The organism is Absicoccus intestinalis, from assembly GCF_033971885.1.
In the GTDB taxonomy this organism is placed as follows: Bacteria; Bacillota_I; Bacilli_A; order Erysipelotrichales; family Erysipelotrichaceae; genus Absicoccus; species Absicoccus intestinalis.
Window position 1 is genome coordinate 69,371 of the sequence record NZ_JALBUS010000005.1, and the last position, 15,355, is coordinate 84,725.

The window sequence follows — 15,355 nt, forward strand, 5'->3', positions numbered from 1 at the left end:
GCCATCGTCTCGACCTGCTCTCCTCTGCTCAATCGGTTTATGATCAAGGTCTCAACCCAGTATGCTGTTAGCTTGGTCGCTTATCTTGGTCGGTCAGCGATCAAGTGATTGCTGACCTATTGCTGCCTGAACCGGTATTTCCCTTTACCAAATCCGGAAACTGGCTCAATGATACCCCGCTCTACCATTTCCTTCAAAAGCTCAGAAGACCTTGACGCTTTCATATCAAGCACGCGCATGACATCCGACCGTCCAAAGATCGTCTGGCCTTGAAATTCTTCGCGAAGCTTCAGGATATGTTCTGTCGTTTTAGCTGTAAATCTATTGTCAATATCCGCCTTTAAAACCTCAATGTCCGATTTTCCATCTTGAATGTCCGGTTTTTCCGTTTCCTTGAACGCTCCGCTGATATGCAATGTCCGGTTGTGAAGCGGATTATCCTCGCCAAGCATGAGATTCCTTAAAAACAGTTCCAGATATTCCGTCGTCTCATGGATGCCTTTTGTGAAGTCATTGTAGTTAGCGCGGACAAGCGAATTGCGGAAATACCACGCGTTTTCAGCGAAGATGTCATTCGTTACGTCAAAACCAAGCGTCCGCAGATACTTGATGAAGAACACCGCCGTGGTCCTGGTATTACCTTCACCGAAAGCATGAATCTGCCAGAGCCTCGAAACGAAAAACGCAAGATGTCGGATGATCTCATCCATGGAAAGACCCCGATATGAGAACTTCCGCTCCTCGGAAAAATCATACTCCAATGTCGCTCTCAACTCAGTCGCACTGCCATAAATCACCGTCGCTCCGTCGAGCACCCATTCCTTCTTCGTGATGTTATAATCACGAATGTGACCAGCATGTGGATAGATGCCCGTAAACAATCTTCTGTGAATTGACAGGTACTCATTCGGTGTAAAACTGAATGCCTGCTCGGACAATATCTCTGCGATTCTAGCAGAAACCTTGTCAGCCTCTTCCGTGCGGTCATTTACATCATGAGATGGATTTTCCTTGTAATAGCTCTGCAGAAGCGCATTCGCTTCTTGGAAGGAAATCTCTCCCTCGATATTGCGAACCGCCGTATGTATCAGATAAGCAGATGTCTTCAGGCCATCAACTGCCTGAAGTCCAATGGCCGTATGCCATGCATAGCCCTTATTTCGCTTATTCGGTTCGGACTCCTTGATATATTCCTTGAAAGGGTCTTTATCCATCCCACTCACCTTCCTTTTCCTATTTCAACTGACACCGCGACACCCATCATTAAACGATTCAAGCTATGCATGACATCTAATCCCGACACGCGCGCCGTATCTATTAAGACCTCATTTTTGATACAAAGCCCGTATGAGTTTTTTGCCCGGAAACCGTTCTGTTTCTAGGCTTTTCTGCGTTTCAGGGCATAGAGCAGGAGCGCGTCTGTAACCCTGTACTGATATGATCTTGTGGCTACTGTAGTCAAAAGCAACACCCCCCAATCTGCAATCGTTAAAAAGTATGGCTATCGTTGAAAGGTTTATTAGTCCTGATATTCAGCCTGGGCATCGGTGTCGATTGCCTTTATCTCAAAGGTCTTTCGAATCGAAACGCAGAAATTGTATTTTATCATCAGGTTTGCCAGATGTTCACCATCAATGAGAATGATCTGATGCTTCTCCGCGTAGTCTCCGGCCTGCTGTGAAAACCTGGCAGTCGTTACAAAAAGTCCATCTCCATGTTTCTCGGCAATTGCTCCGACGAAATTTTGGATATCTTGTCTGCTTACCACCTTGTCCAACGCCCACTCTTTGGCCTGTACGTAGATGACCGAGAATCCAAGCTTGTCTTCCATGATGACACCATCGATTACTTCATCACCAGAGGCGATCGTTGCATGGCTACCATAAGTCACTGTTCCGTAACCCATCCTGGACAGAAGATCAACAACAAGCTTCTCAAAGGTATATGGTGTTATCTTCAACACCTCGCTAAGCAGATCAGAAGCCAAGCTGTAATTTATCTGCTTGTATGCATCCTCAAACTGGCCATCCGGCGTGAGGTCTGATAGCTTTGGAACTGCTAGCGCGGGATTAGGATTATCGGGGGGGTGGTTCAGGCGCAGACGCAAAATCTACAAAGGAAGGAAATTGCTCTAGATACTTGGATTCTATTTTCTCCGGATTATCCGCAACGACTTGTTTTCCGGCATTCGCAATGACAATTGTGGCACGGGCTGGGCTGTCGAGAAGCCCGACTTTTTTCAGATATGTTTTCGCCCACCCAACCCTGTTCTTAAAAACAGTCTGTCTTCCACTTGGAAGCATCTCAGCAAGTTCTTCCGAGGACAAATTCAGTTGTTCTGCCAAAAGAGCCGTAACATCCTTCATCTTGTAAATTTTGCCATCGCTGACCGCTACCAACAAGGGCTTCATCAATTCATCATATTTCGGCCTGCCATAATCGGTCTTCCTTATTCCTTCTTCCCATATTCAGCCTTCGATTCTGCAACCATACCCATATCATATGTTTCATTCACATACTGGTTTAGTCTGTTCGAATAAGCGTTGACGCGTTCTCCCATGTCGTTGTTGTCTGCCCACAGCTCGCATTGCGTCATCACCGTCTGGACGGCGTCGTCCATGCCTTCCGGCGGATACTTGTGCTTTTTCAGAAGCCTCTTGATGAGCATGCGCATCCTCGCCCGTGCCGAATCGCGCTTCTGCCAGTCGATGGTGCGGTTCTTCCGCAGCGTGTCGGCGAGTTCCTTTGTAATGGCGATTAGCTCGTCGTTCTCGTAGAAGTCTTTGATGGCCTGCGGCTTGGTGAGTGCATCGTAGAACGCGAGCTCATCAGCAGTAAGCCCGAGCTCTTGCCCCTCTTTCTGCGCTGCCTGTATCTGCTTGGCAAGATTGAGCATCTCCTCAATGACCTGCTCGTTTGTCAGCATGCCGTTGAGATACTGGTTCATCGCCTGCTGCAGGATTTCGCTGAACTTCGCTGATTTCACGACATTGGTATGCTTGTAGACGACCACCTGTTCAGCTATGATTTTCTTGAGGAGCTCGACCGCAAGGTTCTTCTCCTTCATGTTCGCGATTTCTTCAAGAAAATTTGGATCGAATAGTGAGAATTCACCGTTGGTATCCTGGAAAAGGTTTATCACACCGTCGCTGTGGATGCTAGCTTTCAGCAGATTATTGATCCGGGCGTTCATTTCCGGCAGTGATATCCTCTTTCCTTCGCCCTGATTCACAAGCCGATTGACGAGTACACGAACGGACTCGAAGAACGCGGCTTCTATGCGCTCATCCTCTGCAGCCAGTGAAGAGCAGAGGGACAGTGCCTGTTTTAGCATGAGTGATTCCTTGAGAAACGTATCGCGGTCGTCTTCCTTGCCCACGGCGACGATGAAGTTGACCGCGCCGCTGATTGCTTTCGAGCGGGCAAGGTTGCTGCCATGAATGAAGTCAGAGTAATCATAACCGTAGAACAGGTCTCGGCAGACAGACAGCTTCTCCTGGAACTTCGGATACGCGACCTTGGCCACATCCGTATCGCCATAGTTCTTCCGGTCGCGGGCCGTGTAATCGTTCATTGCCTCTTTGAGCGCGGATGCAATACCAACGTAGTCGACGATCAGACCGCCTTCCTTATCCTGAAAGACACGGTTCACGCGGGCGATGGCCTGCATAAGGTTGTAACCCTTCATTGGCTTGTAAATGTACATCGTGGCGAGCGACGGAACATCAAATCCTGTCAGCCACATGTCCACTACGATGGCGATCTTGAACGAACTGTCATTGTCCTTGAATTCAGCAGCCAGCTCGTCCTTGTGGCGCTTGTTTCCGATAATCTCTGCCCATTCCTCCGGGTCTTTGTTCGAACTGGTCATGACAACCTTGACCTTGTCCGTCCATGCTGGGCGCAGCTCGAGAATCCGCTTGTAGATCTTCATGGCGATCGGACGCGAATAAGCTACGATCATGGCCTTGCCGGTTAGCAGGTTCTCGCGGTAGTTCTCGTAATGATCGAGGATATCGTTGACGAGCGATTCGATGGTCTTGTCGTTGCCGAGGATGGCCTCCATCTGGCCTAGTTCCTTCTTACTGCGCTCGATGACATCTGGATCGGCGTTCTCCGCCATGATGTCATATTCCTTATCAATGAGAGCAAGCGTGTCCTCGTCGAGTTTCAGTTTGATGACGCGGCTCTCGTAATAGACGGGCCTTGTTGCTCCATCCTCCACGGCCTGCGTCATATCATAGATGTCAATATAATCACCAAACACCTCGCGCGTGTTCCGATCCTTCATGGCAATCGGTGTGCCGGTGAATCCAATATAAGTCGCATGCGGCAGACTGTTGCGAATTACACGTGCAGTGCCAATCTTTATCTCGCCGGTCTTGGAATCGATTTTCTCCTTCAAGCCGTACTGGCCACGGTGCGCCTCGTCCGCCATGACGATGATGTTGTGGCGCTCAGACAACGGCTCGTGAGATTCCTCGAACTTCTGCATGGTGGTGAAGATGATGCCGTTCGCTTTCCTGCCGTCGAGGAGCTCCTTCAGGTTCTGGCGGCTCTGCGCGTGGATCGGGTCCTGCCGCAGAAAGTCCTTGCACTTGGCAAACTGGCCGTACAGCTGATCATCCAGATCGTTCCGGTCGGTGATGACAACGATGGTCGGCGAGTCCAGAGCCTCCTGCAGAAGATGCGCGTAGAAGACCATCGACAGGGATTTCCCGCTACCCTGCGTATGCCAGAACACGCCGCCGCGGCCATCGGTCGCCATGCCTTTCTTCGTGGACTCGATGGCTTTGCGAACCGCAAAATACTGATGATATCCGGCAAGAATCTTGACCTGCTTCAAGCCTTCATTAGAGAAGCAGATAAAGTTCTTGATAATATCAAGCAGCCGTTCCTTCTGAAACATGCCTTCGAAGAACGTGTCGAACTGGGCGTACTGTGTGTTCTCGTAGCTTCCGTCCTTCGTTTTCCATTCCATAAACCGGTCTTCGCCTGAGGTGATCGTTCCAGCTTTGGATGTGCCGAGATCACTCATGACACAGATGCAGTTGTAGATGAACATGGACGGTATCTCGTGCATGTAGTTGCGGATCTGCGTGTAGGCTTCTGAAGCGTCCGTCTCTTCCCGCGACGGACTTTTCAGCTCCATCAGGACGACCGGTAAACCATTGAGGAAGAGCAAAACATCGGGCCGCTTTTTGCTATTCTCGATAAAAGTCCACTGGTTGGCAATGATAAAGGAGTTGTTGTCAGGATTCTTATAATCAACCAGATAAACAAGCCCAGCGCGTTCCTCGCTCCCGACAAGATAGCTCACCTCGATGCCGTGCTGGATATAGTCCATGAACACAGTATTCTTCTGAACGAGGTTTGCGTTATCGAAATTCTTCAGCTTGAAAAGCGCCTCGTGAATTGCACTATTCGGCATGTCTGGATTGATGCGGTGAATCGCATCATCCAATTCATCCTCATACAGTGGGTCCTTATAGTTACGGTCAAGATCCGGACCGTAGACATGCCGCCATCCCATATTCTCAAACAGCTCTATGATCGTGTTCTCATAGTTTGCCTCTGTATAAATCCCTGACATAAAATCAACTCCTTTTTTAACTTATCTTTATACTCCAGAGGAGTCCCTGTTCTCCATTAAACAAGAATTTATATGCAGCTTAGAGGTCAATGTCGGAGACGTCAATCTCTCCGGACATCAGTTTTGGAAGAAGTGAATCTCTCAATTCTGATAGGGATTTGCTTTCCGTCTGATTCGACCTTATTGCTGCGAAGGCTGGGATTGCGATCTCATTAAAGTGTTGAAGCTCAGTAACTTCTGGGATTACAAACGGCATGCCCTTTATGATTTTTGAATTAACAGCCGTAGCAATAGAAGAAGTACTGCCTAACGACTGATAATTGAAGTTTTTCAAATAGCAGTAAAGGTAAGGATTGATTTCCTTCATATTAGTTTTGAAGTGGGCAATGGCTTCATTTGTGACCATTTCACCATCAGTGATGGCAAGCCTCCCTACTGTTAATTTGAAGCTTAAAAGCACAGTATTATCAGGGACAATTACTATATTAAAACGACGAACTGCATCGTGCGTAAGGCGTTCAGAGGTGTTGCTAATATAAAGTTCGCAATTGCCCATATCAGAGATGGAAACCCACCGCTCATCCTGTTGATTTGTGGAAAACCATTCGTGCTCTTTACGCGGCGGTGTTTTGCCAATAGTGATATCGAAATATTCGTCAGCCCGGCAGCTTTTACGCTCCACATTATTTTCTATGAAGGTGTGTTTATAAAGAGCCATGACCTGATCGAATAAATTCTTGTTTATCTCTGTATTCAGTTGAATCTTCTCGTCAAGTGCCGATAACAGCCCGGCGATTTTCTGTTGGTCTTCTAATCCATAATCTGGCACCTCGTACTCCATCAAAGCCTTCTTATCGCCTCTGGGCATTTTTGTCCCCTTGGACGTAGCCATGGAATAGTCGAAGAAATTGTCATCTGCAAGCACATAATAGAGATATCTCGCATCAACGCCCTCCTTTGCTCTAAGCACGAGTACATCGTTGGAACATCCACCTCTTCTGTCGGCAAACCATATTTTCTTAAAATAAGGTCTGATATTAGAAACAAGCACATCTCGCTCTTGATATCCTTGCGTCTGTGTTGTTTTCGGAAGTGACGTTGCTGTTATTACTCCATTTTTATCAGGAAGCATATTTTCGGTCGAAATGTAGTTCTCTTCCGTCAATCCGGGTACATCAACCTTTTTCTTATAATAGGAGCAGATATCTGACAGTTTATATTTCATACCCAATCGCCCCCAGCTTCTTCCTGATCTCGTTCTCGAGTTCATGGGACTTCTTGAACATCTCGGAAAGCTCCGATGTCAGGCGATCCATTTTCTGCTCGAACGGCTCGCTGTCGTCTTCCTGCTCCTCGATGCCGACGTAGCGGCCCGGCGTCAAGATATAATCCTGCTTCGCAATATCCTGTGTGGTCGCAACAGCACAGAAGCCCTTCACGTTTTCGAGTGTTCCGTTCTGGAAAGCCGAGAAGGTGTCAGCCAGCTTCTGGATATCCTCGTCGGTAAAGTCGCGGTGCTTGCGGTCGACCATATGGCCCATCTTGCGGGCGTCGATGAAGACCGTCTTGCCTTTCTGCTTCTTGTTCTTCGTGATGAACCAGAGCGTTACCGGGATTGTGACACTGTAGAATAGCTGCGTCGGCATGGCAACGATGCCCTCGATCAGGTCGTCGTTGATGATGTTCTTGCGGATCTCGCCCTCGCCGCTCGACTGCGTTGAGAGAGCACCGTTTGCCAGCACCAGACCGATCTTTCCATTCGGCGCAAGGTGGAAGATCATGTGCTGAATCCATGCATAGTTGGCATTTCCAGCAGGCGGCCGCCCATACTTCCAGCGCTTGTCTTCCTTCAGATCCTCCTGTCCCCACGGATGATAGTTGAAGGGAGGATTTGCGAGAATGTAATCCGCCTTCAAAGTCGGATGCAAATCGTTCGTAAACGTATCCGCATTATATGGCCCGAGGTCCGCATCGATTCCGCGGATGGCCATATTCATCTTCGCCATCTTCCAGGTGTCCGGATTCGCCTCCTGACCATACACAGAAATCACCCCGCGATTATGACTGTGGCTCTCCGCGAACCGCTCACTCTGTACAAACATTCCACCGCTTCCACAGCAACAATCGTATACCCGGGAATTTGGCTCCGGCTTCAGGATTGCAACCAGTGTTTTGACGATGCTAGATGGCGTATAGAATTCACCGCCACCTACACCTTCCTTCTCCGCGAACTGCGCAATGCAGTACTCATATGTGCGCCCGAGCAGATCTTCACTTGACTGCGTATCGGACATGTCGATGTTATTCGTGAAGATGTCCACGACATCGCCGAGAACCTTCTTGTCCAGATCCGGTGAAGCGTAGTTCTTCGGCAGCACGCCCTTGAGGCTCTTGTTGTCATCCTCGATAGCGCGCATCGCCTTGTCAATGACTGTTCCGATCTCCGGCGTATGCGCTGCATCGGCGATAGTCTCCCAGCGTGCATCCTTTGGCACGAAGAAGATGTTGTCCATCAGGTATGCGTCCGGATCGTCTTCGAACCCGTCGCCATCCTCGACCAGCTTCTGGTACTGCGCTTCGAACGCCGCCGAAATGTAGCGCAGGAAGATAAGACCGATGATGACCTTCCTGTATTCTGCTGCCGGAATGTGCCCCCAAAGGACGCACGCTGCATCCCATATCTGTTTCTCAAAGCCAATATTGGCATTTGTCTTTTTTGCCATTTGTTATTACCCCTCGTTTTCCGTTTTCTTTATTGATTCCGCTGCCGGTTCTTCATCCTAAACTATCTCCATGATGTCAAAGCCTTTACAGTTGAAGGCTATGCATATTCGGAGAAGGACATAAGTGATCACGTTGCCACGTTTGGCTAGTTTTGCGATTGAGGTAGAGCTAACTCCACTCATTTCTCGTAACTGTTTCTTTTTAATAATTCGGTCAATCAACAGCTTGAACAATTTGTTATAGTTAAAGCACATCTCATTGCCTCCGTACTTTCACCTTTCTATATAGTTGTGAATCCTTACTATTTCACATCATTTGAGAAACCCCACCGTTTGCCTGATTCACCAACTTTCTCAAAAGTGGTGACAATTTCACTGCCGCCTTCATAGTCTGGATTCGGATATGATCAAGTTTTCAATGATAATGAGCTTTTCCTCGTCCTGACAGTTCATGAAAAACCGGTAGAGTCCAGCGCCATATTTTCCGGATGTAGTCATTATATTGGGAAACATACTAATTTCAAAAAGTCGATTTTGTAAACTCACATTAACAATTGATAGTTACTGAGTAACACTACAATCACTAAAGACACATAATAATTATATTGAGAATTAACGTTAAAATCTATTATATTCTATGAATGCAAAATTAATTTTAACTTCCTGTCAATAGTTCAAGTACTCCGACTGCTCACTGACTAATCATTAGTAGTCCCGCGCCGGAGCAAAATCCAAATTATTACAGGTAGGTCAATAGGATAGGACTGCCACACTATGTATAGAACGTTACATTATTTATAAAGACACATCCCAGTTTCAGTCCATATAAAATAAGGGCTATAACTTCTGACTGGGTACTGGTCAAATTGTTTGATACTAATTAAATTTACTTCAACTATTTTCTATCATCAAATTGCTCGATAAATAATTACATGAAATGTTTTTACATCTCATAAGCTACCAAGTAATCGAATCTAAATTCTTCATACTATATAACTCTGATTCATTCGTTTCTTCTAATATCTTGAAAATAACTTTGCAATTAACTAAATGTAATCCCCATCAATCAATTGCTTCAAAGTTTCTTCAAAATTGGATTTTGTGATTTTGAGTTTATCATTATGAACCTGCATACGAATAACTCGCGGATAAGCATTTGAATGTTCAAGTTCTGCAATAATACTACCACTTTCTCTTTTTCCTCGACCACTATGCAGTGAAGGTCCGAATAATACAACCCTATACTGTGGTGCATATTGCATTTTTTTAAAATCATATTTTTAAATTTGATTGTAGTCCAAACAAAATTCAAACCTACTTTTTTCATGCCCATGTTTCTTAGCTACACCCAACAATACATCTTCTTTGACTTTGTTTCCACCAATCACAACAATTTTACCATGCTTATACGAATAGAACTCATCCTCTCCTTGAAGAAGATCAGACATATTCATCATATCTAACCATTCCTTCAATCTCCCTGTTCGATTCAACTTTACAAGAATAGCTAAAATTTCATCAGGTAATCGATTTACTATTTGATCCTGTAACTCAGAGAGTTCAACAATTGACAATACCATATTTAACCCTCCTCGAAAATGTTCTTTAACTCTGCTGTTGCCTTTTGTAGCTTATACTTCAATACTTTTATTTCGTCTATTTTCATCAAATATTTTTCTGCAATTTTATTCTGCTGTTATTCTTGATAAAGCTATGGTTCCTTCTTCACTCTCCAAATAAGCCTTTACAAAGTATGGATTCGCTTTTGTTTCATCTAATTCAATGACATATAAATTTCCATTCACCAATATATGTTGTCCATCTTCTACAGATGCGATAGCCACTTTTATAGGTGAACCATTTTTAGAAATTACCAAAGAATTATTCTTCAAACAGTACTTTTCCTGCTTTTCATCTAATCCAATTAAATAAGGTAATTCATCACTAATCATTCCGTCCTTAATATTAGAAAGCATCAGATATTGATATGATGTTGGTGTATCCGAAACCATATTATCTAGAACAGATGCTCTAATTTGAGCGCCTCTAGTAATTTTTTTATAATTTTTCCAAAAGGAACACCATCCTTTACCTTAATTTCTGTTTGTAGATATCTTGAAGGATTAACTGCATAGTCCATATTGGCAATTTCTGTAATTGACACTTGCTTAGAAAATTTACCATCTATTTTAAGCATATTAGCAATAGTTTGAATAGCTTCATCGCTAAACTTATTTTTTCTTCTTACTGTAGCAAACTCACTCGCATCAATAAATCGAATAGACTCAAAATTGTTTTTACTAAGAACTAGCATTGAACTAGAAACTAAAGTATGAGAGAACATATTTTGTGGTAAAGCAATGGCAGCCTCAAGGAAACCCATTTTAATAAATCTTTCACGAATTTTTTTATTCATTCCACCATTCCATGTTATTTCATTTGTAGTTAATACGATAGCCTTGCCATCATCACTTAAATGTTCAACGACATTTAGAATAAAATACCAATCTGATGTAGTAATTTTTCTTGTTTCTGGAATCAACTCATTAATATCAATTATTTGGCGATTATTACTCGACAGGTATTTTGTTCTAATGTTCCAAGGGTAATTACAAAAAATTCTATCAAACTTTTTATCCTTAGAAATATCCAATACAGAACCTTGCTCTATTTCAACTTTATTGGTAAATAAAGAAAGTCTAATTTCCGAAATTGCCTTTGATTGCGTATTAATATCCATTCCATATAAGGAGCATTTATCATTTTGCAATGCGGTAAACGTAAGAAACGTACCGATACCACTACATAAATCAGCAACGGTATTAACCTTTGGATTTAAAATGTTATATGCCAATTTAACTATACTTAATGGAGTTTCATTATCCTGGTCCAATCTGCTTGCATTATTATTTGAATACCATAGAACGACCGCAAGTAAAGCATCCAACGTAAACTCTTTCGAAATTTGTATTACATTTTCCCAATAATAATCTGATGTTCTGTCTTTTAGAAAATATTTCTATGATTCAGGTAATTTTTGATTCACAAAATCTATTAATTCATTTGTAGTTACTATTGCTTCTTTTTTTGCAAGATATGCCAAATATGCAGTACCAATAATTTTTGATTCCGATACATCATCTTGCTCTCTTAGTTTTAAATTGATGATCCATGCATATTTTTCAACATTATCAAATTCTTTTATTTTTAACTTTTTGAAATTCAAAGCTATTACCTCCTTGGTTATTCATAACCTTGTTCACACATTGATGTCGTGTAATCTCTTACCTGCAACACAAAATTTATTTAGTGCTACCAACATATGTGTAACAAAAAAGATTTTGGAAAACTGTATATAGTTTCCAAAATCCTTTTATTTCAACTATTTTCTTTTGCTTCTTGTCAACAAACAGATGGATTCAATATGTTCGGTTCTTGGAAACATATCCACAAGATCCAATCGATCTGTGACATAGCCTGCTCGTCTAAATTGTTTCAAATCCCGAACTAAGGTTCTTGGATCACAAGAAATATATAAGATTTTCTTTGGTGTTAAAGAAGTAGAGGCATAAATAAATTGCTGTGTCGTACCCGCTCTTGGTGGATCCAATACAATCACATCATAGGGATGATGATAGCGTTTGGCCTCCATCATAAATGCAGTGGCATCCATATCCACAAACTGCATATTTTTCATATGATTTTGTTTCGCATTGATTTTGGCATAATGAATGGCTTCTTTATTGATTTCTACCCCCATCGCACTTTTACAAGCATCCGCTAAGGATAAACCAATCGTACCCAAGCCACAATACGTATCCAATATCGTTTCTTTTCCTGTTAATTGTAATTTTTCTTTGGCCAATCCATATAATACTTCACATTGTTGAGAATGAATTTGATAAAACGCTGTGGCTGGAATCGTGATCTTTTTTCCACATAAAATATCATCGATGGTTCCATTTCCATATAAAACCATCGGCTTATTTTCCATAACTACACTGGTTTTACGACCATTGACTTCTTGCAGAATCGTTTTGATTTCAGGATGCTTATTTCTAAGCGCATGGATCATATTCTTTCGTGAAGGAAAGATATTGGTCCCGGTCACAAATACAACCATCACTTCATTGGTTGCATGTCCCCAACGAATCAAGACATGTCGCAATACGCCGGTTCCAGTTTGTTCATTGTATAAATAGATTTTCATCGATTGAACCAATTCCGTAATGGTATCGATGATATCATTGATGATCTTGGGTTGTAAGGATCGACCTCCATCTTTGATCACTCGATGACTATGTGGTGCATATTGTCCCGCATACACGACTCCTTTATGTTTCGCAAAGGCAACAATGACTTTATTTCGATAATGTTTATCTAAGGCAGCCGAATGAATGGGTCCCACCTCAATGGGTAAATGATTTTTGTTGACCAATTCTTCGACCATATCTTGTTTTTGTTTTAGATTCATACTATTCTCCATTTCTATATAACTCTAACAAAAAAACAGCCGATTTGCATCGACTGTCTTCATTTATTTATTGGAATCGACCAATAATTCACAAATCTTACGACTGTAAGCAATTGGATCATCAATTGGGAATCCTTCAATCAACGAGGCTTGATCATATAAAACATCAGCAACTTCTTTGACCTTATCTTTATCCGTTTCATATAAATGTTTTAACGTGGTAAAGATGGGATGGTTTGGATTTAATTCTAAAATACGTTCGGCTTTCATACCACCCATTGGACCACTGCCTTCTGGTGCATTCGCAAAGACTTTTTCCATTTCAAAAGAAACACCTTCACCGGCACTCAAACAAACTGGATCATCACTCAATTTATTGGATACTTTGACATCTACAACTCGATCTTTCAAGCTCTCTTTCATGAAATCCAACAACTCTTTATTATCTTGGGCAGTTTGTTCCAATTCTTTCTTTTCATCTTCGGAATCTAGATCCAAATCGCCTTGGGTTGCATTCTTAAATGTCTTTTCACGGAAAGTCTGCAACGTTTGCATGACGAATTCATCCACATCATCCAACAAATAGATGACTTCGTATCCTTTATTTTTCAAAGTCTGTACGATTGGCATTTTATCGATCAATGTCATATCCGAACCCGAAACATAATAAATCGATTTCTGATCTTCTTTCATACGATCGACATATTCATTTAAAGTAGCCAATTTTTGTTCATGACTGGTATAGAACATCAATAAATTTTCAAGTTTATCTTTGTCCATGCCCCAGTTGTTGTACACACCAAATTTAATATTCAAACCAAAGTTATTCCAGAACTTTTCATATTCATCACGTTCTTTGCTCATCATCGCATTCAATTCGGATAACACTTTCTTCTCGATACGTTTGGCAATCAATTTCAATTGATTATCATGTTGCAACATCTCACGAGAAATATTCAAGGAAAGATCTTGACTATCCACCAATCCTTTCACAAATCGCAAGTAATCTGGTAATAATTCTTCGGCATGATCCATGATGAATACACCGCGACTATACAGCTGCAAACCTTTCTTATAATCTTGTTGATAGAAGCCCATCGGTACTCGACCGGGTATATACAACAAAGCCGTAAAGCTAACATTTCCTTCTACACTAAAATGAATGACACGTTGTGGATCTTGGAAATCTTGGAAATGATCCTTATAAAATTGATCGTATTCCTCCTTCGTGATCTGGGATTTTTGACGCTTCCACAAAGGAACCATGGAATTCAATGTCTTGTCTTCTACAACCGTTTCGTATTCCGGTTTTTCTTGATCTTTCGTTTCCTCTTTGACCTTTTGTGTCTCCACTTCCATCTTGATTGGATAACGAATGTAGTCCGAATACTTCTTGACTAGATTTTCCAAGGTATATGTTTCCAAATATTGTGAATAATCTTCATCATCGGTATCTTCTTTTAGGGCTAAAATGATGGTTGTACCTCGATCTTCTTTATCACTTTCGGTAATAAAGTAACCATCATCCCCTTGGCTGACCCATTTATAAGCCGTATCTGCTCCATCTTTTTTCGAAACGACGGTTACCGATTTGGCCACCATGAAAGCTGAATAAAAACCAACACCAAATTGACCAATGATATCTACATCCGCATCGGTATTCTCTTCTTTCTTTTCCATTTGTTCCTTAAAAGCCAAAGAACCCGATTTTGCGATCGTACCCAAGTTTTCTTCCAATTCATCGGCATCCATACCAATACCATTATCGGAAATGGTCAATGTACGATTTTCTTTATCTGGATCTAAGCGAATTTCAAATGTGGATGTATCCACATGTCCAGCATGTTTAAAATAATATTTATCGATCGCATCACTCGCATTGGAAATCAACTCACGTAAAAAGATTTCTTTATGCGTGTAAATCGAATTGATCATTAAATCCAAAAGACGTTTTGATTCTGATTTAAACTGTTTTTTTCTTGGCATACTCACCACTCCTTTTTAGCACTCCTTGTGTCTACCTGCTAATCATACAACGCATTGTTAGCACTGTCAAGGAATGAGTGATAAAAAAGAAGTGGAATATCCACTCCTCATTCTTCAATAGGTATTTGTTGGTTAATACATGAGAGAACACGTACAAAGGCAGATAAATCTTCTGTGGAACAATTGCGAATGGCTTTTCTAATCAAATCTTCTTCCAATGGAAAATATTTAACCATAATTTCATGTGCTTCATCGGTCAAACTAACATATACATTGCGACGATCCGTGTCGGAATGTACCCGTTTTACCCAATTTCGTTTTTCATAATTCGTGATCAATTGACTGACAGCCGATGGACTAATTTCCAAATAATTGGCCAATTTTGATGGTTGCACTTGATGCATTGGATTTTCTGCATAGATATAATGAAAGATCATATAATCTCGTAACGTCATATGATTCATTCGTTTCAGAGATTGAAAAAAATATACATCTTGTAACTTAAAATACACTTTAATCGTTTCAAAAGCTTTCCGTGCTGCTTCCGTATTTTCCATTTGTTTTTCCTCATACTTTCCA

Annotated in this window: 15 protein-coding genes; all 15 read right to left on the reverse strand. The window is 42.2% G+C overall.

What is annotated here, in order from left to right; translation table 11 throughout:
* Positions 1-116: 116 nt before the first annotated feature.
* The 15 genes from MOZ64_RS04630 to MOZ64_RS04700 all read right to left on the reverse strand — a co-directional run bounded on the left by MOZ64_RS04630 (position 117) and on the right by MOZ64_RS04700 (position 15,333).
* Positions 117-1,214 (reverse strand): Fic family protein, encoded by a 1,098-nt coding sequence (locus MOZ64_RS04630; protein WP_320325420.1) that lies wholly within the window; start codon positions 1,212-1,214, stop codon positions 117-119.
* 305 nt (positions 1,215-1,519) lie between these two features.
* Entirely contained in the window at positions 1,520-2,107 is a 588-nt protein-coding gene (locus tag MOZ64_RS04635; RefSeq protein ID WP_320325421.1) for a restriction endonuclease, read from the reverse strand.
* On the reverse strand, positions 2,076-2,411 hold the full coding sequence (locus tag MOZ64_RS04640; protein WP_320325422.1) for a winged helix-turn-helix domain-containing protein: 336 nt from the start codon (positions 2,409-2,411) through the stop codon (positions 2,076-2,078). The genes MOZ64_RS04635 and MOZ64_RS04640 overlap by 32 nt, the downstream gene beginning before the upstream one ends.
* Before the next feature lie 38 nt (positions 2,412-2,449).
* The gene (locus MOZ64_RS04645; protein ID WP_320325423.1) at positions 2,450-5,593 is read right to left on the reverse strand and encodes a type I restriction endonuclease subunit R; all 3,144 of its coding nucleotides are present in this window, start codon (positions 5,591-5,593) and stop codon (positions 2,450-2,452) included.
* Between the two features lie 79 nt (positions 5,594-5,672).
* The gene (locus MOZ64_RS04650; protein WP_320325424.1) at positions 5,673-6,818 is read right to left on the reverse strand and encodes a restriction endonuclease subunit S; all 1,146 of its coding nucleotides are present in this window, start codon (positions 6,816-6,818) and stop codon (positions 5,673-5,675) included.
* Positions 6,808-8,316, reverse strand: coding sequence for a type I restriction-modification system subunit M (locus MOZ64_RS04655; RefSeq protein WP_320325425.1), 1,509 nt, complete (start codon positions 8,314-8,316; stop codon positions 6,808-6,810). The genes MOZ64_RS04650 and MOZ64_RS04655 overlap by 11 nt, the downstream gene beginning before the upstream one ends.
* 57 nt (positions 8,317-8,373) lie before the next feature.
* Positions 8,374-8,571, reverse strand: a complete 198-nt coding sequence (locus MOZ64_RS04660) for a helix-turn-helix domain-containing protein (RefSeq protein ID WP_320325426.1) — start codon at positions 8,569-8,571, stop codon at positions 8,374-8,376.
* Positions 8,572-9,362: 791 nt separating this feature from the next.
* Positions 9,363-9,578: a hypothetical protein gene (locus MOZ64_RS04665; RefSeq protein ID WP_320325427.1), complete on the reverse strand. Its 216-nt coding sequence runs from the start codon at positions 9,576-9,578 to the stop codon at positions 9,363-9,365.
* Positions 9,579-9,596: 18 nt separating this feature from the next.
* On the reverse strand, positions 9,597-9,896 hold the full coding sequence (locus tag MOZ64_RS04670; RefSeq protein WP_320325428.1) for a hypothetical protein: 300 nt from the start codon (positions 9,894-9,896) through the stop codon (positions 9,597-9,599).
* Positions 9,897-10,001: 105 nt separating this feature from the next.
* The gene (locus MOZ64_RS04675) at positions 10,002-10,268 is read right to left on the reverse strand and encodes a restriction endonuclease subunit S domain-containing protein (RefSeq protein WP_320325429.1); all 267 of its coding nucleotides are present in this window, start codon (positions 10,266-10,268) and stop codon (positions 10,002-10,004) included.
* Between the two features lie 65 nt (positions 10,269-10,333).
* Positions 10,334-11,263: an N-6 DNA methylase gene (locus tag MOZ64_RS04680; RefSeq protein ID WP_320325430.1), complete on the reverse strand. Its 930-nt coding sequence runs from the start codon at positions 11,261-11,263 to the stop codon at positions 10,334-10,336.
* Between the two features lie 72 nt (positions 11,264-11,335).
* A complete protein-coding gene (locus tag MOZ64_RS04685; RefSeq protein WP_320325431.1) occupies positions 11,336-11,542 on the reverse strand; it encodes a hypothetical protein in 207 nt (68 codons plus the stop codon).
* Between the two features lie 156 nt (positions 11,543-11,698).
* Positions 11,699-12,790 carry a 23S rRNA (uracil(1939)-C(5))-methyltransferase RlmD gene (rlmD, locus tag MOZ64_RS04690; protein ID WP_320325432.1) on the reverse strand — a complete coding sequence of 364 codons (1,092 nt, stop codon included), beginning with the start codon at positions 12,788-12,790 and terminating at the stop codon, positions 11,699-11,701.
* Positions 12,791-12,853: 63 nt separating this feature from the next.
* Entirely contained in the window at positions 12,854-14,776 is a 1,923-nt protein-coding gene (gene htpG / locus MOZ64_RS04695) for a molecular chaperone HtpG (RefSeq protein ID WP_320325433.1), read from the reverse strand.
* 107 nt (positions 14,777-14,883) lie between these two features.
* On the reverse strand, positions 14,884-15,333 hold the full coding sequence (locus MOZ64_RS04700; protein WP_320325434.1) for a MarR family winged helix-turn-helix transcriptional regulator: 450 nt from the start codon (positions 15,331-15,333) through the stop codon (positions 14,884-14,886).
* Positions 15,334-15,355 lie beyond the last annotated feature (22 nt).

Bases quoted from the DNA above. Each gene is read 5' to 3' on its own strand.
- MOZ64_RS04630 (WP_320325420.1), bottom strand. From the start codon at position 1,214: ATGGATAAAGACCCTTTCAAGGAATATATCAAGGAGTCCGAACCGAAT.
- MOZ64_RS04675 (WP_320325429.1), bottom strand. From the start codon at position 10,268: ATGATTAGTGATGAATTACCTTATTTAATTGGATTAGATGAAAAGCAG.
- MOZ64_RS04660 (WP_320325426.1), bottom strand. From the start codon at position 8,571: ATGTGCTTTAACTATAACAAATTGTTCAAGCTGTTGATTGACCGAATT.
- htpG (WP_320325433.1), bottom strand. From the start codon at position 14,776: ATGCCAAGAAAAAAACAGTTTAAATCAGAATCAAAACGTCTTTTGGAT.
- MOZ64_RS04650 (WP_320325424.1), bottom strand. From the start codon at position 6,818: ATGAAATATAAACTGTCAGATATCTGCTCCTATTATAAGAAAAAGGTT.
- rlmD (WP_320325432.1), bottom strand. From the start codon at position 12,790: ATGAATCTAAAACAAAAACAAGATATGGTCGAAGAATTGGTCAACAAA.
- MOZ64_RS04640 (WP_320325422.1), bottom strand. From the start codon at position 2,411: ATGAAGCCCTTGTTGGTAGCGGTCAGCGATGGCAAAATTTACAAGATG.
- MOZ64_RS04645 (WP_320325423.1), bottom strand. From the start codon at position 5,593: ATGTCAGGGATTTATACAGAGGCAAACTATGAGAACACGATCATAGAG.
- MOZ64_RS04655 (WP_320325425.1), bottom strand. From the start codon at position 8,316: ATGGCAAAAAAGACAAATGCCAATATTGGCTTTGAGAAACAGATATGG.
- MOZ64_RS04700 (WP_320325434.1), bottom strand. From the start codon at position 15,333: ATGGAAAATACGGAAGCAGCACGGAAAGCTTTTGAAACGATTAAAGTG.
- MOZ64_RS04665 (WP_320325427.1), bottom strand. From the start codon at position 9,578: ATGCAATATGCACCACAGTATAGGGTTGTATTATTCGGACCTTCACTG.
- MOZ64_RS04670 (WP_320325428.1), bottom strand. From the start codon at position 9,896: ATGGTATTGTCAATTGTTGAACTCTCTGAGTTACAGGATCAAATAGTA.